The sequence below is a fragment of the Rhodococcus sp. Z13_19A genome, assembly GCF_058133575.1.
The window spans coordinates 350,550-370,329 of sequence record NZ_JBYUNN010000002.1; the positions used below are offsets into that span (position 1 = coordinate 350,550).

17 protein-coding genes and 1 tRNA gene are annotated in these 19,780 nt (G+C 72.7%); 12 read left to right on the top strand and 6 right to left on the bottom strand.

Annotation, left to right across the window (positions count from 1 at the left end; genetic code table 11):
* Positions 1 to 5: 5 nt before the first annotated feature.
* Entirely contained in the window at positions 6 to 1,154 is a 1,149-nt protein-coding gene (locus tag AC3YNX_RS08320; RefSeq protein WP_489995181.1) for a PQQ-dependent sugar dehydrogenase, read from the bottom strand.
* Positions 1,155 to 1,336: 182 nt separating this feature from the next.
* Here AC3YNX_RS08320 and mfd point away from each other — a divergent pair, with 182 nt between their 5' ends.
* The 3 genes from mfd to AC3YNX_RS08335 are packed head-to-tail and all read left to right on the top strand — an operon-like array spanning position 1,337 to position 6,874.
* A complete protein-coding gene (gene mfd / locus AC3YNX_RS08325) occupies positions 1,337 to 4,951 on the top strand; it encodes a transcription-repair coupling factor (protein WP_489995182.1) in 3,615 nt (1,204 codons plus the stop codon).
* Positions 4,952 to 4,973: 22 nt separating this feature from the next.
* Positions 4,974 to 5,915 (top strand): SurA N-terminal domain-containing protein, encoded by a 942-nt coding sequence (locus AC3YNX_RS08330; RefSeq protein ID WP_489995183.1) that lies wholly within the window; start codon positions 4,974 to 4,976, stop codon positions 5,913 to 5,915.
* Positions 5,912 to 6,874, top strand: coding sequence for a nucleoside triphosphate pyrophosphohydrolase (locus tag AC3YNX_RS08335; protein ID WP_489995184.1), 963 nt, complete (start codon positions 5,912 to 5,914; stop codon positions 6,872 to 6,874). The genes AC3YNX_RS08330 and AC3YNX_RS08335 overlap by 4 nt, the downstream gene beginning before the upstream one ends.
* On the opposite strand, the gene efeB is transcribed toward AC3YNX_RS08335, so the two are convergent.
* The 3 genes from efeB to efeU are packed head-to-tail and all read right to left on the bottom strand — an operon-like array spanning position 6,847 to position 10,117.
* Positions 6,847 to 8,112 (bottom strand): iron uptake transporter deferrochelatase/peroxidase subunit, encoded by a 1,266-nt coding sequence (efeB, locus tag AC3YNX_RS08340; RefSeq protein WP_489995185.1) that lies wholly within the window; start codon positions 8,110 to 8,112, stop codon positions 6,847 to 6,849. The two genes, AC3YNX_RS08335 and efeB, sit on opposite strands and share 28 nt — an antisense overlap.
* The gene (gene efeO, locus AC3YNX_RS08345) at positions 8,109 to 9,245 is read right to left on the bottom strand and encodes an iron uptake system protein EfeO (protein WP_489995186.1); all 1,137 of its coding nucleotides are present in this window, start codon (positions 9,243 to 9,245) and stop codon (positions 8,109 to 8,111) included. Before efeO ends, efeB begins: the two co-directional genes overlap by 4 nt.
* 29 nt (positions 9,246 to 9,274) lie before the next feature.
* On the bottom strand, positions 9,275 to 10,117 hold the full coding sequence (gene efeU / locus AC3YNX_RS08350; RefSeq protein WP_489995187.1) for an iron uptake transporter permease EfeU: 843 nt from the start codon (positions 10,115 to 10,117) through the stop codon (positions 9,275 to 9,277).
* A gap of 137 nt (positions 10,118 to 10,254) precedes the next feature.
* Between efeU and AC3YNX_RS08355 the strand changes: the two genes are divergently transcribed.
* The 8 genes from AC3YNX_RS08355 (at position 10,255) to AC3YNX_RS08390 (ending at position 17,022) form a co-directional block, all read left to right on the top strand.
* Positions 10,255 to 11,004, top strand: coding sequence for a lytic transglycosylase domain-containing protein (locus AC3YNX_RS08355; RefSeq protein WP_127784646.1), 750 nt, complete (start codon positions 10,255 to 10,257; stop codon positions 11,002 to 11,004).
* Between the two features lie 74 nt (positions 11,005 to 11,078).
* Positions 11,079 to 12,056, top strand: coding sequence for a lytic transglycosylase domain-containing protein (locus tag AC3YNX_RS08360; protein WP_489983715.1), 978 nt, complete (start codon positions 11,079 to 11,081; stop codon positions 12,054 to 12,056).
* Between the two features lie 126 nt (positions 12,057 to 12,182).
* Positions 12,183 to 13,466, top strand: coding sequence for a phosphopyruvate hydratase (gene eno / locus AC3YNX_RS08365; protein WP_489983716.1), 1,284 nt, complete (start codon positions 12,183 to 12,185; stop codon positions 13,464 to 13,466).
* Position 13,467: 1 nt separating this feature from the next.
* Entirely contained in the window at positions 13,468 to 13,935 is a 468-nt protein-coding gene (locus AC3YNX_RS08370) for an FtsB family cell division protein (protein ID WP_489995188.1), read from the top strand.
* Between the two features lie 137 nt (positions 13,936 to 14,072).
* A complete protein-coding gene (locus tag AC3YNX_RS08375; RefSeq protein ID WP_241249710.1) occupies positions 14,073 to 14,543 on the top strand; it encodes a DUF501 domain-containing protein in 471 nt (156 codons plus the stop codon).
* Positions 14,544 to 14,571: 28 nt separating this feature from the next.
* Positions 14,572 to 15,501 carry a Ppx/GppA phosphatase family protein gene (locus AC3YNX_RS08380; protein WP_489995189.1) on the top strand — a complete coding sequence of 310 codons (930 nt, stop codon included), beginning with the start codon at positions 14,572 to 14,574 and terminating at the stop codon, positions 15,499 to 15,501.
* Between the two features lie 85 nt (positions 15,502 to 15,586).
* The gene (locus AC3YNX_RS08385; RefSeq protein ID WP_241249712.1) at positions 15,587 to 16,906 is read left to right on the top strand and encodes an NAD(P)/FAD-dependent oxidoreductase; all 1,320 of its coding nucleotides are present in this window, start codon (positions 15,587 to 15,589) and stop codon (positions 16,904 to 16,906) included.
* A gap of 41 nt (positions 16,907 to 16,947) precedes the next feature.
* Positions 16,948 to 17,022, top strand: a tRNA-Leu gene (locus AC3YNX_RS08390).
* A gap of 22 nt (positions 17,023 to 17,044) precedes the next feature.
* On the opposite strand, the gene AC3YNX_RS08395 is transcribed toward AC3YNX_RS08390, so the two are convergent.
* Entirely contained in the window at positions 17,045 to 17,389 is a 345-nt protein-coding gene (locus tag AC3YNX_RS08395) for a TfoX/Sxy family protein (protein WP_164860573.1), read from the bottom strand.
* Positions 17,390 to 17,539: 150 nt separating this feature from the next.
* Between AC3YNX_RS08395 and AC3YNX_RS08400 the strand changes: the two genes are divergently transcribed.
* Positions 17,540 to 18,445, top strand: coding sequence for a Bax inhibitor-1/YccA family protein (locus AC3YNX_RS08400; RefSeq protein ID WP_489995190.1), 906 nt, complete (start codon positions 17,540 to 17,542; stop codon positions 18,443 to 18,445).
* Positions 18,446 to 18,524: 79 nt separating this feature from the next.
* Here the strand turns inward: AC3YNX_RS08400 and AC3YNX_RS08405 are convergent, their stop codons facing one another.
* Positions 18,525 to 19,745 (bottom strand): acetyl-CoA C-acetyltransferase, encoded by a 1,221-nt coding sequence (locus tag AC3YNX_RS08405; RefSeq protein ID WP_127782175.1) that lies wholly within the window; start codon positions 19,743 to 19,745, stop codon positions 18,525 to 18,527.
* Positions 19,746 to 19,780 lie beyond the last annotated feature (35 nt).

The window sequence follows — 19,780 nt, forward strand, 5'->3', positions numbered from 1 at the left end:
GGCCCTCAGCCGCCGGTGGGGGTGACCCGCAGCAGCTCGTCCCCGGAGCCGTTGTCGGTGGTGAGGTAGAGGGCGCCGTCGGGGCCCTGCTGCACCGCGCGCAGCCGCCCGTGGGTGCCGTCCAGCTCGGGCAGCTGCACCACCGCGCTCACCTGGCCGGCGGGGTCCAGCCGCAGCACCAGCGCCTGCTGGCCCTTGAGCGCGGCCACCACCAGCCCGCCCTCCAGCGGGCCCCACTGCGCGCCGGTGAGGAAGGTGGCGCCGGAGACCGCCTCGGTGGGATCTCCGGAGGACCACAGCGCCGCCACCGCGTCCGGGAAGCGTGCGGTGTCGGTCATCGGCACCGACTCGTCGTAGCTGGTCTCGGTGCCGCTCTGGCTGGGGTCCCACCCGTAGTTGGCGCCCGCGCGCAGCAGGTTCACCTCGTCGTCCACGTCCGGCCCGTGCTCGGCGGTGTACACCTGCCCGCTGCCCGGACGCACCGCGACGCCCTGCAGGTTGCGGTGGCCGTAGGTCCACACGTAGGGGTGCTCGGGCAGCGGGGCGCCGGGCAGGGTGGCGCCCGTGGCCAGGTCGGCGCGCAGGGTCTTGCCGCCCAGCGAGCCCAGGTCCTGGGCCACGCCGGCGCGGGCGGTGTCGCCGGTGGCGACCAGCAGCTCGCCGGCGGGACCCAGCGCGAGCCGGCAGCCGGAGTGGCGCCCCGAGGGGTTCAGCGGGATGCCGGACAGCAGCGGGTCACCGACCCGGGTCGCGCTCGCGCCGTCGGCGGACAGCTGCCAGGTGCTCACCCGCACGTCCACCGCTCGCCCGTCCTGGGCGTGGGCGTGGCAGGTGGAGAACTGCCGGCTGGCGGCGAAGTCGGGGTGCACCAGCAGGCCCATCAGGCCCGCCTCGCCGCGGGCGTGGACGTCGGAGAGGTCGGCGCGCACCGCGGTGGTGACGCCGTCGCGCACCAGCTGCAGGCGCCCTGCCCGCTCGGTCACCAGCATCGACCCGTCCGGCAGGAACCCCACGTCCCAGGGGTGCTCCAGCCCGGCGGCCACGGTCTGCACCTGCAGCGCGGGGGTGCCAGGCGGCGGCGGGGCCGGGAACGCGGTCGGCTCGGTGGTGCAGGCGCTCAGCAGCAGCACGGCGCCGAGCGCCCACGTGATCACCCTGGGTAGCTGCACCACGCCAGTCTCACGGTCGCCGCTGTTGATCGCCAGGGGAGCCGGCGGCACCCGTCAAAGCCCCAGTACCGTGCAGCCCGGCCTAAACTTGAGGTGAGGCACCGCCCGGGTCGCGCAGATTCGGCGGTGGCCTGCCGTGCTCGCTGAACAACCTCTGGAGCTCCTCGTTGTCTGCACCGCTCGCCGGTCTGCTCGCCACTGCCCTTCCTGACTCCGCGCTGCAGGCGGTCACCGAGGCCGTCGGCACCGCCCACCTGGAGCTCGAGGGCCCCAGCTCCGCCCGCCCGTTCGTCGTCGGCGCCCTCGCCCAGCAGGCGCCCGTGCTGGTGGTCACCGCCACCGGCCGCGAGGCGGAGGACCTGGGTGCCTCGCTCACCGAGATGCTCGGCGAGCACCGGGTGGCGGTGTTCCCCTCCTGGGAGACCCTGCCGCACGAGCGGCTGTCCCCGCGCGCGGACACCGTGGGCCGGCGCCTGCAGACGCTGCGCCACCTGGCCCACCCGGAGGAGAACCCCGGGGGCGAGCCGCTGCAGGTGGTGATCACCACCGTGCGCAGCCTGGTGCAGCCGATGGCGGTGGGGCTCGGCGAGATGGAGCCGGTGCGGATGAAGGTGGGCGAGGAGCACAGCTTCGACGGCGTGGTGCAGCGCCTGGTCGAGCTGGCCTACGCCCGGGTGGACATGGTGGGCAAGCGCGGTGAGTTCGCCATCCGCGGCGGCATCCTGGACGTCTTCCCGCCCACCTGTGACCACCCGGTGCGGGTGGAGTTCTGGGGCGACGAGGTGAGCGAGCTGCGCGCCTTCGCGGTGGCCGACCAGCGCTCCCTGGAGGACGTCGAGGTCGCCGTGCTGGAGGCGCCGGGCTGCCGGGAGATGCTGCTCACCGCCGACGTGCGGGAGCGGGCCCGTGCGCTGGCCGCCGACCACGCCGAGGACGCCGCCCTCACCGAGATGCTGGAGAAGCTGGCCGACGGCATCCCGGTGGAGGGCATGGAGGCCCTGCTGCCGGTGCTGCTGCCCGGCCAGCTGGAGCTGCTCACCGACGCGATGCCCACCGGCTCGCACGTGCTGCTGTGCGACCCGGAGAAGATCCGCACCCGCGCCCACGACCTGGTGCGCACCGGCCAGGAGTTCCTGGAGGCGTCCTGGACGGCGGCCTCGGTGGGGGCCGCCGCTCCGCTGGACCCCAAGGGGCTGAACCTGGGCGCCTCGGCCTACCGCGGCCTGGACGAGGTGCGCGAGAACGCCCAGCAGCACGGCACCCCGTGGTGGACGCTGAGCCCGCTGCTGTCCGGGCGCGACGGCTCCGGCGCGCTCACCCTGGACGTCACCGCCGTCAAGCCCGCCCGCGGGCTGGAGCCGGAGATCGCCGCCACCTTCGCCATGCTGCGCGCCCACTGCGCCTCCGGAGGCGCCGCCGCCGTGGTGGTGGCCGGCGCCGGCACGGCCCAGCGGGTGCTGGAGCGGCTGGTGGAGGCCGAGGTGTCGGCCGTGCGCGGCGAGCCCGGTGCCGCCCCCGAGCCCGGCCACGTCACCGTGCTGTGCGGCAGCCTCTCCGACGGCGTGGTGCTGCCCGGCGTCCGGCTGGTGGTGGTCTCGGAGTCCGACCTCACCGGCAACCGGGCCGCCGCCACCACCGACGGCCGCCGGCTGCCCGCCAAGCGGCGCAACCAGGTGGACCCGCTCGCCCTGAACGCCGGTGACCTGGTGGTGCACGACCAGCACGGCATCGGCAAGTTCGTGGAGATGGTGGAGCGCACGGTCGGCGGCGCCCGCCGGGAGTACCTGGTGGTGGAGTACGCGCCCAGCAAGCGCGGCCACCCCGGCGACCGGCTGTTCGTCCCGATGGACTCCCTGGACCAGCTCTCCCGCTACGTCGGTGGCGAGCTGCCCGCGCTGAGCAAGCTGGGCGGCTCGGACTGGGCGCACACCAAGCGCAAGGCGCGCAAGGCCGTCCGGGAGATCGCCGCCGAGCTGGTGCAGCTCTACGCCGCGCGCCAGGCCGCGCCCGGCCACGCCTTCGGCCCGGACACCCCGTGGCAGCGGGAGATGGAGGACGCGTTCCCCTTCACCGAGACCGTGGACCAGATGACCGCCATCAACGAGGTCAAGTCCGACATGGAGAAGCCGGTCCCGATGGACCGGGTGATCTGCGGCGACGTCGGCTACGGCAAGACCGAGATCGCGGTGCGCGCGGCGTTCAAGGCGGTGCAGGACGGCAAGCAGGTCGCCGTGCTCGCGCCCACCACCCTGCTGTCGCAGCAGCACCTGCAGACCTTCACCGAGCGGATGACGGGCTTCCCGGTCACCGTGCGCGGGCTGTCCCGCTTCACCGACCCCAAGGAGGCCAAGGAGACCTTGGCCGGCCTGGCCGACGGCAGCGTGGACATCGTGGTGGGCACGCACCGGCTGCTGCAGACCGGCGTGCAGTGGAAGGACCTCGGCCTGGTGGTGGTGGACGAGGAGCAGCGCTTCGGCGTGGAGCACAAGGAGCACATCAAGGCGATGCGCACCGCGGTGGACGTGCTCACCATGTCCGCCACCCCCATCCCGCGCACGCTGGAGATGAGCCTGGCCGGCATCCGCGAGATGTCCACCATCCTCACCCCGCCCGAGGAGCGGCACCCGATCCTCACCTACGTCGGCGCCTACGACGACAAGCAGGTCGCCGCCGCGGTGCGCCGCGAGCTGCTCCGCGACGGCCAGGTGTTCTACGTGCACAACCGGGTGTCCTCGATCGACAAGGCGGCCAAGCGCATCCGTGACCTGGTGCCGGAGGCCCGGGTGGCCGTGGCGCACGGGCAGATGAACGAGGACGTGCTGGAGAAGACCGTCGAGGGCTTCTGGAACCGCGAGCACGACGTGCTGGTGTGCACCACCATCATCGAGACCGGGCTGGACATCTCCAACGCCAACACGCTGCTGGTGGAGCGGGCCGACGCCCTCGGCCTGAGCCAGCTGCACCAGCTGCGGGGCCGCGTGGGCCGCAGCCGTGACCGTGGCTACGCCTACTTCCTGTACCCGCCGGAGAAGCCGCTCACCGAGACCGCCTACGACCGGCTCGCCACCATCGCGCAGAACTCCGAGCTGGGCGCCGGCATGGCGGTGGCCATGAAGGACCTGGAGATCCGCGGCGCGGGCAACGTGCTCGGCGCCGAGCAGTCCGGGCACGTCGCCGGCGTCGGCTTCGACCTCTACATCCGGCTGGTGGGCGAGGCGGTGGAGGCCTACCGCGCCGCCGCCGACGGCCACGCCATCCCCACCGCCGAGGAGGTCAAGGAGGTGCGGGTGGACCTGCCGGTGGACGCGCACATCCCCCCGGACTACGTGGACTCCGACCGACTGCGCCTGGAGGCCTACCGCAAGCTGGCCGAGGCGCAGGACGAGGACGCCCTGGCCGGCCTGCAGGAGGAGCTGGTGGACCGCTACGGCCCGCCGCCGGAGCCGGTGCACAACCTCTTCGCGGTGGCCCGGCTGCGGTTGCTGTGCCGGCACTACTCGGTGACCGAGGTGACCGTCACCGGCACCCAGCTGCGGCTGTCGCCGCTACCGCTGGCCGACTCCCAGCAGGTCCGGCTCAAGCGGCTCTACCCGAGCGCCCAGTACAAGCCGACCACCCACCTGGTGCAGCTGCCGCTGCCCCGCTCCGGCAGCGGCGGGATCGGGGCAGAGCGGTTGCGCGACACCGAGCTGCTGCAGTTCGTGGCGGACCTGCTGTTGCAGCTGGACGGCAAGCCGGCCGGCATGGTCAGTGTGACCCCGGCCACTGCTGCAGTGGGTTGAGGTGTGTGGCACCGTGGCGCCCGTGACCGTCTCCCAGCCCGTGCGGGCACCTCGCCGCCGGACCGCTCTTGCTCTCGCCGCTGCTGCCGCCGCCCTGGTCGTGACCGGCTGTGGGGGAGGTCCGACGCTGCCCGGCGCCGCGGCCACCGTCGGCGACGACCGCATCAGCGTGGAGCAGCTGCAGTCCCAGGTGGACTCGGTGCTCACCTTCCGCGGTGGACCCGAGAACGCCGCGGTGCGCGACCAGCTGCCCACGATCACCCAGCAGGTGCTCTCCGGGGAGGTCCAGCGCGCCCTGGTCGCCCGGGCGGTGCAGCGCACCAACCTGCCGGTGGACGAGCAGGCGATCGCTGACCAGGTGGCCAGGATCGACCCCAAGGTGCTGGACGGGCAGGGCGTCACCTTCATCACGCCGCAGACGCTGCCGCAGTTCGTCCACGACCAGCTGGTCATCGCCCAGCTGGGCGCCACCTCCTGGGACAGCCTCGCCGTGGTCGCCGACCTCACCACCGCCACCAACCAGGCCGACGCGGAGGCCAAGGCCCGGCGGATGGCGGAGAGCCCGGAGTCCTCCCGCGCCGTGGTGGACGAGGCGAAGGCCCAGGGCCAGCAGACCCAGGTCGGCTACCCGCTGAGCCCGGCGGTGCTGGAGGGACTGGCGGGCAGCCCGCTGTTCGCCGCCGCCGAGGGCAGCGGCATCGCCTTCCGGCTGGACCAGCAGTGGCAGGCCGCACGCATCGTCAGCCGCACCACCACCGCGCCGAAGACCACCTCCGCCGACGCCGTGGACGCCAGCCAGGCCCAGGCCAGCTCCACCTACGCCCTGGGCGTCACCCTGCTGCAGGAGCTGGCCGGCAACCCCGAGGTGCGGGTGAATCCCCGCTACGGCACCTGGGACCCGTACCAGGGCCAGGTGGTCAACGAGTCCGACCCGCGCTCCGTCGTCTTCAGCCCGCGGTCGTGAGCGCGCCCGACCCCGGGCAGGCGCCGACCGTGGTGCTGCTCGATCCGCTGCGCCCCGACGACGTGCCCGCGGCGGCGCTGGCCCTGCTGCGCGGCCCGGTCAGCTGCACCCCCGACGTGCCCGACGCCGTGCGGGCGGCGTGCACCGTGGTGGCCGACGCCCCCGTGCTGGTCAGCTCCGACGAGACCCACCCGCAGGTGCTGCAGCGGCGGGAGGCCGGTGCTGCGGTGGTGCGCAGCCACCCGCCCACCGGGTCCCAGCTGCTGGAGGCGGTGGCGGTGATGGACCGCCTGCGCTCGCCCGGCGGCTGCCCGTGGGACGCCGAGCAGACCCACGACTCGCTGCGCCGCTACCTGGTGGAGGAGTGCTACGAGCTGCTGGACGCGCTGGACTCCGGTGCGCCCGTGCACGTGGTCGAGGAGCTGGGCGACGTGCTGCTGCAGGTGCTCTTCCACGCCCGCGTGGCCGCCGAGCAGCCCGCCGCCGACGGTGGCTTTGACATCGACGACGTGGCGCGGGCCCTGGTGGTCAAGCTGGTGCACCGCCATCCCCACGTGTTCGCCGACCCCGCCCACGGCGCGGTGGAGCGGGTGGCCGACTCCGCGGCGCAGCAGCTGCGCTGGGAGGAGCTCAAGGCGGTGGAGAAGCGCCGCGACTCGGCGGTGGAGGGGGTGGCCACCGGTCAGCCCGCGCTGGCCCTGGCGGCCAAGATGGTCTCCCGCGCCACCCGTGCCGGCCTGCCCGCCGACCTGGTGCCCGCCGAGCTGGCGGCGGTGGGCGGCGGTGACGCCGAGGACACCCTGCGCCGGGCAGCGCTGCGCTTCGCCGCGCAGGTGCGGGCGGCCGAGGACGCCGCGCGCGGCGACGGCGTCGACCCCGCGGCGCTGTCCGAGCCCGACTGGCGGCGGTACTGGGCCCAGGCACGGGTGACTCAGCCGAACAGCGTGGAGCCCCAGTAGTCGGTGCTGCCCAGCCCCGGTGGGCAGGCGAACACGGCGGAGCCGTTGTGCTCCAGGTACTCGGTCATCGCGTCCCTGCTGGCCAGCGCCAGCTGCATCGGCACGAACTGCGTCTGCGGGTTGCGGCAGCAGGCCAGGAAGAACAGGCCCGCGTCGAGGTGGCCCACCCCGTCGGAGCCGTCGGTGAAGTTGTAGCCGCGCCGCAGCAGCTGGATGCCGCCGAGCTCCTCGGCCGAGGCCAGCCGCACGTGTGAGTCCACCGGGACGACCGGCCCCCGCGAGTCGCGGATGCCCAGGTCGACGGGGTCGAACTCGTCCACCTGGCCCAGCGGTGCACCCGAGCCCTTGGTGCGCCCCACGATGGTCTCCTGTTCCTTCAGCGAGGAGCGGTCCCAGGTCTCGATCTGCATCCGGATGCGCCGCGCCACCAGGTAGGTCCCGCCGCTGAGCCAGGCCGGTCCGTCGCCGGGCTGCACCCACACGTGCTGGTCCAGGGCCGCCGGGTCCTCCGCCTTGAGGTTGCGGGTGCCGTCCTTGAACCCGAACAGGTTGCGGGGGGTGGCCTGCGTGGTGGAGGTGGAGGAGGTGCGCCCGAAACCCAGCTGCGACCAGCGCACCGTCACCACCCCGAACCCGATGCGGGCCAGGTTGCGGATGGCGTGCACCGCCACCTGCGGGTCGTCGGCGCAGGCCTGGATGGCGAGGTCGCCCCCGCTGCGGGCCGGGTCCAGCTGGTCGTGCGGAAAGCGCGGCAGCTCGGTGAGCGGGTCCGGGCGTTGCCCGGCGATGCCGAAGCGATCCCCCTGGGCGGGGTGCGTGAACAGCGACGGGCCGAAGCCGATGGTGAGGGTGAGCGAGGAGGCGGGCAGGCCCAGTGCCTCGCCGGTGTCCCCGGGCGGGGCGTGGGCCTTGCCGCCGGTGGCGCCGTCCGGCACCGCCTCCTGCCCGGCCGTCATCCGCTCGGCCGCCTGGGTCCACTCCCGCAGCAGGTCCACCAGCTCGGTGCGGGAGTCGGTGGTGACGTCGAAGGCGACGAAGTGCAGCCGGTCCTGGGCCGGGGTGATGATCCCGGCCTGCCTGCTGCCGCGGAAGGCCACCGTGGCCGAGCCCGGCACCGTGGCCCCGCCGGCGGTCTCCCGCCCAGCCACCACCCCGACCCCGGCCGCGGCCACCGCGGCGCCGCCGAGCCCCAGCAGCCGGCGCCGGGAGAACCGCCCGCCCGGGGACGGGGTGCTCACTCCGCGACCGTCCCGGCCACGCTGCTCAGCGGCTCCGCCAGCGCGTCCACCTTGTCGGAGAGGTCCTTGACCTGCTCGGGGGTGAGCTGGTCGTAGAGCACGTAGCCGTCCCCGGACTGCAGCGCGGTGAGGGCCTGGTCCACCGCGGCGAAGCGGGCGTCGAGGGTGGGGACCAGGTCGGGGTTGCGCTCCTGCAGCACCGGGCGCAGCGACGCGACCGCGGCCTCGGAGCCGTCGATGTTGGCGCGGAAGTCCCACAGGTCGGTGTGCGAGTAGGCCTCCTCCTCGCCGGTCACCTTGCCGGTGGCCACCTCGTCCAGCAGGGCCTTGGCGCCGTTGGCCATCTCCAGCGCGGAGAGCTCCACGGTGCGGGCCCGGGTGGACACCTCGTTGACGTTGGTCTGCAGCTGGTCGGCCATGGCCACGGAGTCCGGCTGCAGGCCGTCGCGCCACAGGTCGCGCTCCAGGCGGTGCCAGCCGGTGAGCTCCTGGCCGGGCTCCAGGGCGTCCTCGCGGCCGTCGGTGATCGGGTCGAGGTCGCCGAAGCTCTCCGCCACCGGCTCGATGCGCTCCCAGTAGGTGCGGGCCACCGGGTACAGCGTCTTGGCCAGCGCCACGTCACCGGCCTTGACGGCGACGACGAACTCGGCGGTCTTGGCGGTGAGCGCGTCGGCCTGGCTGTTGACGTAGCGCTGGTAGCTGTCGGTGGCGTCGTCCAGCTTGGTGTCGGTGTCGCCCTGCACGGTGTCCCCGCTGACCAGGAAGTCCCCGCGGATGCCGTCGCCGACCATGCCGGGCTTGCAGGCGGTGGTGTAGCTGCCGGCTTGCGGCACCTCCACGATGAGCCGTCGGCTGAGCCCGGGACTGATGTTCTCCACCTCGCCCATGATCCGGTCGCCCTCGGCGTAGAGGTAGAACTCGGTGGTCTTGCTGCCGGTGTTGGTCACCTCGAAGGTGGTGTTGCCGGTGCTCGCGCTGGTGGTGGAGACCTCGCAGGAGCTGTCGCCGGCCTTGACCGAGACCACGCCGTGCGCACTGCTGCCGGCCTTGGCGGTGCACCCGGCCAGGGCGAGCGGCACGAGCACGAGGGCAGTGGCCAGCGAGAGAGGGCGGGCGAGGGGGGTGCGAGGCACGGCTGACACCTTCCGGGGCGGGGGCGCGCTCACGAGCGGAGCGCGGCGGTGGCGGGGGTGGGGGCGGCGCTGCGGGTGGGGCGCAGGAACAGGGTCAGCACGATCACCACGTAGAGCACCCAGACCACCGCCTCGAGCACGGTGGTGGCGGGGGAGAAGTTGAAGATGCCCTTGAGCAGGGTGCCCAGCCAGGAGTCCGGCCGAACGTGGGCGCTGACGTCGAACGCCAGGGTGTTCAGTCCCGGCAGGATGCCGGCCTCCTGCAGGTCGTGCACGCCGTAGGCGAGGATGCCGGCGGCCACGACGACGAGCAGGACGCCGGTGACGGTGAAGAAGCGGCTGAGGTTGATCCGCACGGCGCCGCGGTACATCAGGTAGCCGAGGAGGACCGCCGTCGCGAGGCCGAGGGCGAACCCCAGCAGCGGCTGGGCGGTGCCGCCGTTGGCCGCCTGGACGCTGGAGAAGAAGAACAGCGCCGTCTCCAGACCCTCTCGGCCGACCGCGAGGAACGCCATCACGGCCACCGCGACCGGGCCGGCCCGCAGCGCCGTCTCCATGCCCGCCCGGAGCGTGCCGGACAGCGAGCGCGCCGCGGTGCGCATCCACAGCACCATCCAGGTGACGAAGGCGACCGCCACGATGGAGGCGAACCCGCCCACTGCCTCCTGGGCGGTGAAGGACAGCTCGGAGGTGCCGTAGTGCAGGGCCGCGCCCACCGCCACGCTGAGGAGCACGGCCGCGCCGACGCCCAGCCACACCCAGCGCAGAGCGGAGCTGCGGTCGGTCTTGACGAGGAACGCCACCAGGATGAGCACGACGATCGCCGCCTCGAGGCCCTCCCGCAGGCCGATCAACGCGTTGCTGACGAGCATCGACTCTCCCCAGGTGAGGCAAGGCAAGGCTTACCCGAAGGTACCGACGAGGAGGCCGTGCTGCCGTGCGAGCGCGTGCCCACCGGCAGATCAGGCACCATGGTGTGGTGGCGCGCAGAGCTCGACGACGACGATCGATGCGCCCCGTGGTCGGTTCGCTGGCGCTGCTGCTGGTCACCGTGCTGGCGGCCGCGGCGCTCGTCAGCTGGTTCTCCGCCCTCACCAGCTCCAACATGATGGACCGGCGCGTGCGCGCGGAGGCGCCGCCCGCCCCCGGGGCACCGGTGCCCGCCCTCGACCTGGCGCTGCCCGTCGGCGCGCACCCGCAGCTCGCCGAGTGGGCGCAGCGCCTGTCCACGTCCGTCGGAGTGCCCGCGCTGGCGCTGCAGGCCTACGGCTACGCCGCGGCCAGCCAGGCGGCGGCCCGCCCCCAGTGCTCGCTCGGCTGGACCACGCTGGCGGGGATCGGCTCGGTGGAGTCGCGCCACGGCAGCTACGGCGGCGCCCGGCTCGACCTGGCGGGCACGGCCCGGCCGGCCATCATCGGGATCCCGCTGGACGGCTCGCCGGGGGTGCAGGAGATCGCGGACACCGACGAGGGGGTGCTGGACGGCGACACCGCCGTGGACCGGGCGGTCGGCCCCATGCAGTTCATCCCGGAGACCTGGCAGCGGTGGGGAGCCGACGCCAACGGCGACGGGGTGGCCGATCCGAACAACGTCAACGACGCGGCCATGGCAGCGGCCCGCTACCTGTGCTCCACCGGGGCCGACATGGGCTCCGCGGACGGGTGGCGATCAGCGCTGTTCACCTACAACCGGTCGGCGGTCTACGCCAACCAGGTGCTGCAGAACGCGGCCGGCTACGCGGTCGGGGTGGTGGAGTAGCGACAGGGGAGTCGGTGACCAGCACGAATGGTTCGTCGGCGTAACTTAACGGGGGATGGACCGTTGGACTTCTCGTGAGAGCACGCGGATACCTGGCACGCGTCCTGGTGGCCCTGGTAGCGGTGGGGCTCCTGGTCGGTGCTGTGGTGGGCGCCCAGGCCGTCACCTCGACCAGCGGCAGCACCCGTCCCGTGGTGGAGGCGCTGGCCCCGGTGGCGGTGGACGGCAGCCTGAGCAGCGATCCCGCCTCGGTGCCCGTCAACGCCGACGCCCCGGCCACCGCGCCGCTCCCGCCGCAGAACGCCGCGCTGCCCGCCCCGGCCGCTGAGCCAGGCGCCCCGGTGGCCGACCCCGTGCCCAACCAGCCTGCGCCCAACCAGCCGGCGCCGGTCCAGCCGGTGCCCAACCAGCCCCGGCCCACGACGGCGGTGCCCGCCCCCCGGCCCGCCGCTCCGGAGCCGCAGGCCTCCACCGTGCCCGCGGGGCTCTCGCCCTACTCGGCCTGGGCCGCGGGGCTGGCCAGGCGCATCGACGTGCCGGCCCGCGCGCTGCAGGCCTACGGCAACGCCCAGAACGTGCTGGCCAAGGAGCAGCCGCGCTGCAAGCTCTCCTGGACCACGCTGGCCGGCATCGCCCGGGTGGAGAGCAACCACGGTCGCTACAACGGCCGTGTGCTGCAGGCCGACGGTCGCTCGTCCGTGCCGATCATCGGCATCCCCCTGGACGGCGGGCCCAACGTGCAGGCCATCCCGGACACCGACGGCGGGGCGCTCGACGCCGACACCACCTGGGACCGCGCGGTCGGTCCCTTCCAGTTCATCCCCACCACCTGGGCGCGCTGGAAGGCCGACGGCAACGGCGACCGGATCGCCGACCCGCAGAACATCGACGACGCGGCCGTGGCCGCCGGGCGCTACCTGTGCGTCGGCGGACGCAACCTCACCAACGGCGAGGACTGGTGGCGGGCCATCCTCAGCTACAACCTGTCCAACGCCTACGTGCAGGACGTGTTCACCGGCGCCGACAGCTACGCCCGCGCTGCGCTGGACTGATCGACGGCTGGTGCGCACCCGACGCTGACCGGCGGGACCCGCTCCCGCGTGCCGCGCTCGGGCGGGCCTGCGGGGCCGATACGCTGGGGGTCACTTTGCCGTCAATCGCGTTGAGGAGACACACCCGTGGCCGTCATTGAACAGGTCGGAGCGCGCGAGATCTTGGACTCGCGCGGCAACCCCACCGTGGAGGTGGAGGTGGCGCTGGACGATGGCACCTTCTCCCGCGCGGCCGTGCCCTCGGGCGCGTCCACCGGTGAGCACGAGGCGGTGGAGCTGCGCGACGGGGGCTCCCGCTACGGCGGCAAGGGTGTGCAGAAGGCCGTGCGCGCGGTCCTCGACGAGATCGGCCCGGAGCTGGTCGGCATCGAGGCCGTCGAGCAGCGCATCGTGGACCAGAAGCTGGTCGACCTGGACGGCACGCCGGACAAGTCCCGCCTCGGGGCCAACGCCCTGCTCGGCGTGTCCCTCGCCGTGGCCCGCGCCGCGGCCGACTCCTCCGGCCTGGACCTGTTCCGCTACGTCGGCGGCCCCAACGCCCACGTCCTGCCGGTGCCGATGATGAACATCCTCAACGGTGGCGCGCACGCCGACACCGGCGTGGACGTGCAGGAGTTCATGGTCGCGCCGATCGGTGCCGCCAGCTTCCGCGAGTCCCTGCGCTGGGGCACCGAGGTCTACCACGCGCTGAAGTCGGTGCTCAAGAGCAAGGGCATGTCCACCGGCCTGGGCGACGAGGGTGGCTTCGCCCCCAACGTCGCGGGCACCAAGGAGGCCCTCGAGGTCATCGCCGAGGCGGTCAGCGCGGCGGGCTTCACCCTGGGCACCGACGTGGCGCTCGCCCTGGACGTGGCCGCCACCGAGTTCCACTCCGCCGAGGGCTACGCCTTCGAGGGACAGGTCCGCAGCGCCGAGCAGATGTCGGCCTTCTACGCCGACCTCGTCCGCGACTACCCGCTGGTCTCCATCGAGGACCCGCTGAGCGAGGACGACTGGGACGGCTGGGTCGCGCTCACCACCCAGCTGGGCGACCAGGTGCAGCTGGTCGGCGACGACCTGTTCGTCACCAACCCCGAGCGCCTGGAGGACGGCATCCTCAAGGGCGCCGCCAACGCGCTGCTGGTCAAGGTCAACCAGATCGGCACGCTCAGCGAGACCCTGGACGCGGTCACCATGGCGCACAGCTCGGGCTACCGCTGCATGATGAGCCACCGCTCCGGCGAGACCGAGGACACCACCATCGCCGACCTGGCCGTGGCCACCGGGTGTGGTCAGATCAAGACCGGTGCCCCCGCCCGCAGCGAGCGCGTGGCCAAGTACAACCAGCTGCTGCGCATCGAGGAGACCCTGGGCGACGCCGCCCGCTTCGCCGGCGACCTCGCCTTCCCGCGCTTCCGCATCGAGGGCTGACGTGGCGAGGGGCAGGGCGGGACGCACCTCGCGCACCAGCCGGACCAGCACCGAGCGGACGGCCCGCGCGCGGACGGGACTCGGCCTTCGGCTGAGCCTGTCCACCCGCCGGGCCGCGGTGCTGGCCCTGGTGGTGTGTGGTCTCGCCCTGACCCTCGCGGTGCCGCTGCGCACCTACGTCGGCCAGCGTCAGCAGCTGGCCGAGACGGTGGCCCAGCGGGAGGAGCTGCGCAACCAGGTCGCCGACCTGCAGCAGCAGCGGCTCCGGCTGGACGACCCGGCCTACGTGCAGTCGCAGGCCCGGGAGCGGCTGCGCTACGTCCGGCCGGGCGAGACGCCGTACCAGGTGCAGCTGCCCGGCGACGCCGAGCGTGCCGAGGCCGCGGAGAACCCGGTGAGCCCGCCCAGCACCGACTGGTACGCGGCGCTGTGGGCCTCGGTCAACCAGCCCGCGGGAGCACCGCGGTGACCAGCTTCCCCACCGACGGCGAACCAGCAGACCGCGAACCACCAGACAGCGACACGACCGGCAGCGACACGACCGGCAGCGACACAACTGATAGCGAACCAGCAGAGGACGAGGCAGCAGACGTGGACCCGAGCAGCGTGAGCACCGCTGACCTGGAGGCGGTGCACGCCCAGCTCAAGCGCGAGCCGCGCGGCGTGCTGGCCATCGCCGCGCGGTGCCGCTGCGGCAAGCCCACCGTGGTGACCACGGCGCCGCGGCTGCCCGACGGCACGCCGTTTCCCACCCTGTACTACCTCACCTGCCCCCGGCTCAGCGCGGCCTGCAGCACGCTGGAGTCCGAGGGCGTCATGCGGGAGATGACCGAGCGGCTGGGGGAGGACCCCGAGCTGGCCGCGGCCTACCAGCGTGCCCACGACAGCTACCTGGCCGAGCGTGACGCCATCGAGCCGCTGGGCACGAAGGTGACCGCGGGCGGCATGCCGGACCGGGTGAAGTGCCTGCACGTGCTGGTGGCGCACTCGCTGGCCAAGGGGCCCGGCGTCAACCCGCTGGGTGACGAGGCGCTGGAGCGGATCGGCGAGTGGTGGCGCAAGGGACCGTGCGTGTGACGAGCACCGTGGGTGGGAGGAGAGCTCGGTGAGCAGGGTCGGAGCAATCGACTGCGGCACCAACTCCATCAGGCTCCTGGTGGCCGACGTGTCACCCGGTGGTGACCTGCGGGACGTGCACCGCGACATGCGGGTGGTGCGCCTGGGTCAGGACGTCGACCGCACCGGTCGGCTGGCGCCGGAGGCGATCGAGCGCACCCGGGTGGCGCTGGTGGAGTACGCGGGCGTCATGGCGCGCAAGGGTGTGCAGCGGGTGCGCATGGTTGCCACCTCCGCCACCCGGGACGCGGCCAACCGGGAGGACTTCTTCGCCATGGTCCGCGGTGTGCTGGGCGTGGACGCCGAGGTGATCACCGGTGACGAGGAGGCCCGCCTGAGCTTCGCCGGGGCGGTGGGCGAGCTCGACCCGGACGAGGGCCCGTTCCTGGTGGTCGACCTCGGTGGTGGTTCCACCGAGCTGGTGCTGGGCGACGCCGACGGCGTGCAGGCGGCCTTCTCCACCAACATCGGCTGCGTCCGGCTCACCGAGCGCTGCCTGCCCGACGACCCACCCACGGCGGAGCAGGTCCACGCCGCCGAGCAGGTGGTCCGGGACGTGCTGGCGGAGGGCTTCGCCGCGGTGCCGGTGGCCAAGGCCCGCACGTGGGTGGGGGTGGCCGGCACCATGACCACCATCGCCGCGGTCAGCCACGAGCTGCCCGCCTACGACCGCGACCTCATCCACCTCTCCCGCACCCCGCTGGAGCGGGTGCGCGAGGTGTGCACCGACCTGACCGCCCGCAGCAGCACCCAGCGGATGGAGCTGCCCCCCATGCACCCGGGCCGCGCGGACGTCATCGGTGGTGGCGCCATCATCACCCGGGTGCTCGCCGAGGAGCTGGCCGAGCGGGCGGGCATCACCGAGCTGGTGGTCAGCGAGCACGACATCCTGGACGGCATCGCGCTCTCCATCGCCTGAGTGCCTGGCCGGGAGGTTGCTCCATCCGGCGGCGCCTCGCTGACCTGCCTGCTCGGACCAGTGTGGACGGTGCGAGGATCTACGCGTGAGCAACGCGAAGCCAGCCCGGATCCTCATCGTCGGCGGCGGCTATGTCGGCATGTACACCGCGCTGCGCCTGCAGAAGAAGCTGCGTCGGTCCGAGGCCCAGATCACCGTGGTGGACCCGCAGCCGCACATGACCTACAAGCCGTTCCTGCCCGAGGCGGCGGCCGGCTCCATCGAGCCGCGCCACGTGGTGGTGCCGCTGCGCAAGGCGTTGCGCAAGTGCAAGGTGGTCACCGCGCGGGTGGACAAGGTCGACCACTCCCAGCGCACCGCCTGGGTCTCCACCCCGGAGGGCGACACCTCCACCATCGAGTACGACATCCTGGTGATGTCGCCGGGTTCCATCGCCCGCACGCTGCCCATCCCGGGTCTGGCTGAGCAGGGCATCTCCTTCCAGACCGTGGGCGAGGCCATCTACCTGCGCAACCACGTGCTGTCCCGGCTGGACACCGCTGCCACCACCACCGACCCAGTGGGCCGGCAGAAGCTGCTGACCTTCGTGGTCATCGGTGGCGGGTACGCCGGCATCGAGGCGCTGGCGGAGCTGGAGGACATGGCCCGCTACGCCCTGCGCTACCACCAGGAGATCAAGCCCTCGGAGATGCGCTGGGTGCTGGTGGAGGCCACCAACCGGGTGATGCCCGAGGTGAGCCCCAAGCTGGGCGTCTACACGGTGCAGCGGCTCACCGAGCGCGGCATCCAGGTGTACCTGGACACCCGGGTGGAGTCGATGGTCGACGGCAACGTGCGGCTGTCCGACGGCACCGAGTTCCCCACCGGCACCATCGTGTGGACCGCAGGGGTCAAGGCCAACCCGATGCTCGCCAAGACCGACCTGCCCCTGGACGAGCGCGGGCGGGTGCGCTGCACCACGGCGCTGCAGGTGGCCGGCCGCTCGGACGCCTACAGCGCCGGCGACTGCTCCGCGGTCCCCGACCTGTCCAAGCTCGAGCAGGACTCCGGCGCCACCTGCAGCCCGTCGGCGCAGCACGCCGTGCGCCAGGCCCGGGTGCTGGCGGACAACGTCGTCGCCGGGCTGCGCGGCAAGGACGCCACCCCCTACGAGCACAAGTACGTCGGGTCGGTGGCCAGCCTGGGCCTGTACAAGGGCGTCGCCGACGTCTACGGCATCAAGCTCAAGGGGGTGCCGGCCTGGTTCATGCACCGCACCTACCACCTCAGCCGGATGCCCACCTTCAACCGCAAGGTGCGGGTGCTCATCGACTGGACCGAGGCGCTGCTGCTGCGCCGCGAGGTGGTCGCGCTCGGCCAGATCCACGACCCCAAGGCCGAGTTCGACCGGGCCGCCGCCAGCTAGAGTTCCGCACGCACGCCGCGCGGCACACTCGCGCGGCGCTCGCCCCCGTGGCCCAACTGGCAGAGGCAGACCCCTTAAAAGGGTTACCGGTGTCGGTTCGACTCCGACCGGGGGCACCGAGGGCACGCGGTCGGCGCGTCACGCGCCTCGCCGCCCCGTCCCGCGCGGCTTGCGGGGCTTGGGCGGCGGCACGCGCGCCGCGGTCTCCGCGACCACGCCCTGCAGCCAGTCGTGGTCCTCGAGCAGCTCACGGGGGATGCGCCAGTACGGCTTGGACCCCGGGAACAGCTCACCCTTGAGGTCATCGGTGAGCCGGTCGTCGACGAGCTCGGTGATCTTCAGGCTGAGCGTGTCGTCGGTGACGAACGCCGGGATCGTCCCGTTGAGGTACAGCGCGTGCCCCCCGAACAGGGGCCGGGTGGTCACCGGCAGCGGGGCGAGCTGGTCGAGGATGTGCTCGAGCAGCTCCGGATCCGTCGTCATGCACCGACGGTACAAAGGTCCACCGGCTCCTCGCCCGGTCAGCGTCCGATTTGTCTCGTCCGTGCCGGGAACCTTGTACCGTTGAGACGCGTTACTCCTGCAAACGGGCTGTTGCCCGTCGCTACTCATCCCGCAAGAAGGGAACACATCGTGCGCACCAGCAGCAACCCGGTATTCCGCACCCTGCCCAAGGACAGGAACGGGTACGCAACGTTCGGGTCCGGCGCGGCGCCCCAGACCGGCCAGGCCCCCTACGGCCAGGCCCCCTACGGCCAGCAGCAGCCCTACGGCCAGGCCCCGTACGGCCAGCAGCAGCCCTACGGCCAGGCCCCCTACGGCCAGCAGCCGTACGGCCAGCCACAGCCGGCGCAGCCGTTCTCCACCGAGCGGGCGATGACCATCGACGACGTCGTGGTGAAGACCGGCATGACCCTGGGCGTGCTCACCGTGGCCGGGATCATCTCCGCGCTGGTGTGTGCGGCCAACCCCGACCTGGTCACCCCGCTGGCCATCGGCGGCGTGGTGATCGCGCTGGTGCTCGTGCTGGTGGCCACCTTCGGCCGCAAGATGAACCCGGGCATCGTGCTGTCCTACGCAGCTGCGGAGGGTGTGGCCATCGGGGCCATCTCCTTCGTCTTCGCCGACCTCTTCGGCAGCGCCATCGTGGGGCAGGCGGTGATCGGCACCGTCGGTGTCTTCGCCGGCATGCTCATCGTCTACCGCACCGGGGCCATCCGCGTGACCCCCAAGCTCACCCGGATGATCGTGGGCGCCATGATCGGCATCCTGGTGCTCATGGTGGCCAACCTGGTGGGGTCGCTGTTCGGCCTGGAGATGGGCCTGCGCGACGGTGGGGCCCTGGCCATCGGCTTCAGCCTGATCTGCATCGCGGTCGCCGCGTTCAGCTTCCTGCTGGACTTCGACCAGGCCGACCAGCTCATCCGCGCGGGCGCGCCGGAGAAGGCCGCGTGGGGCGTGGCCCTGGGCCTGACCGTCACCCTGGTGTGGCTGTACCTGGAGATCCTGCGCCTGCTCAGCTACTTCCAGAACGACTAGCACCAACCCGCTCCCACCGGAGCGACGAGAAGGGCCCGGCAGCAGCGCTGCCGGGCCCTTCTCGGTGTCTAGCGGGTGATCAGCTGAGGCGCTCGATCACCATGGCCATGCCCTGGCCGCCGCCGACGCACATGGTCTCCAGGCCGATGCTCTTGTCCCGGGAGGACAGGTTGTTGAGCAGCGTGGTGGTGATGCGTGCACCGGTCATGCCGAACGGGTGGCCGATGGCGATGGCGCCACCGGAGACGTTGAGCTTCTCCTCGTCCAGGCCCAGCTCACGAGCGGAGCCGATGACCTGCACCGCGAAGGCCTCGTTGATCTCGGCGAGGTCGATGTCGTCGATGCTCATGCCGGCCAGCTTCAGCGCCCGGCGGGTGGCCTCGATCGGGCCCAGGCCCATGATCTCCGGGGAGAGGCCGGAGACGCCGGTGGACACGATGCGCGCCAGCGGGGTCAGGCCGAGCTCCTTGGCCTTGGTGTCGCTCATGATCACCAGGGCGGCAGCACCGTCGTTGAGCGGGCAGGCGTTGCCGGCGGTGACCACGCCGTCCGGACGGAACACCGGCTTGAGCTGGGAGATCTTCTCGTAGGTGGTGCCGGCGCGGGGGCCGTCGTCCTTGCTGACCACGGTGCCGTCAGCCAGGGTCACCGGGGTGATCTCCCGCTCGAAGAAGCCGCTGTTGATGGCCTCCTCCGCGCGGTTCTGGCTGCGCACGCCCCAGCGGTCCTGCTCCTCGCGGCTGATGCCGGTGTAGGAGGCGACGTTCTCCGCGGTCTGGCCCATGGAGATGTAGGCGTCCGGGATGAGGCCGTTCTCGCGGGGGTCCTGCCACGCCCCGGCGCCGCCCTCGGCGCTCTTGGCGGTGCGGGCCTCGGCGTCGGCGAACAGCGGGTTGTGGGTGTCCGGCCAGGAGTCGGCGTTGCCGCGGACGAAGCTGGAGACGCTCTCGACGCCGGCGGAGATGAAGACGTCGCCCTCGCCGGCCTTGATGGCGTGCATCGCCATGCGGGTGGTCTGCAGCGAGGAGGAGCAGTACCGGTTCACCGTGGTGCCGGGCAGGCCGTCGTAGCCCAGCTGCATGGCGACCATGCGCGCCATGTTGAAGCCGGACTCACCCGCGGGCTGGCCACAGCCGAGCAGCAGGTCGTCGATCGTGGTGGGGTCGAGCTCAGGGACCTTGGCGAGGGCAGCGGCCACCATCTGCGTCGCAAGGTCATCGGGACGAACGCTGGCCAGCGATCCCTTGAACGCTCGCCCGATCGGGGAGCGTGCAGTGGAAACAATGACGGCCTCGGGCATGGGAGAACTCCTCTGTCGGCGTGTTGAGCTACCTG

Bases quoted from the DNA above. Each gene is read 5' to 3' on its own strand.
- efeU (WP_489995187.1), bottom strand. From the start codon at position 10,117: ATGCTCGTCAGCAACGCGTTGATCGGCCTGCGGGAGGGCCTCGAGGCG.
- AC3YNX_RS08355 (WP_127784646.1), top strand. From the start codon at position 10,255: ATGCGCCCCGTGGTCGGTTCGCTGGCGCTGCTGCTGGTCACCGTGCTG.
- AC3YNX_RS08395 (WP_164860573.1), bottom strand. From the start codon at position 17,389: ATGACGACGGATCCGGAGCTGCTCGAGCACATCCTCGACCAGCTCGCC.
- AC3YNX_RS08405 (WP_127782175.1), bottom strand. From the start codon at position 19,745: ATGCCCGAGGCCGTCATTGTTTCCACTGCACGCTCCCCGATCGGGCGA.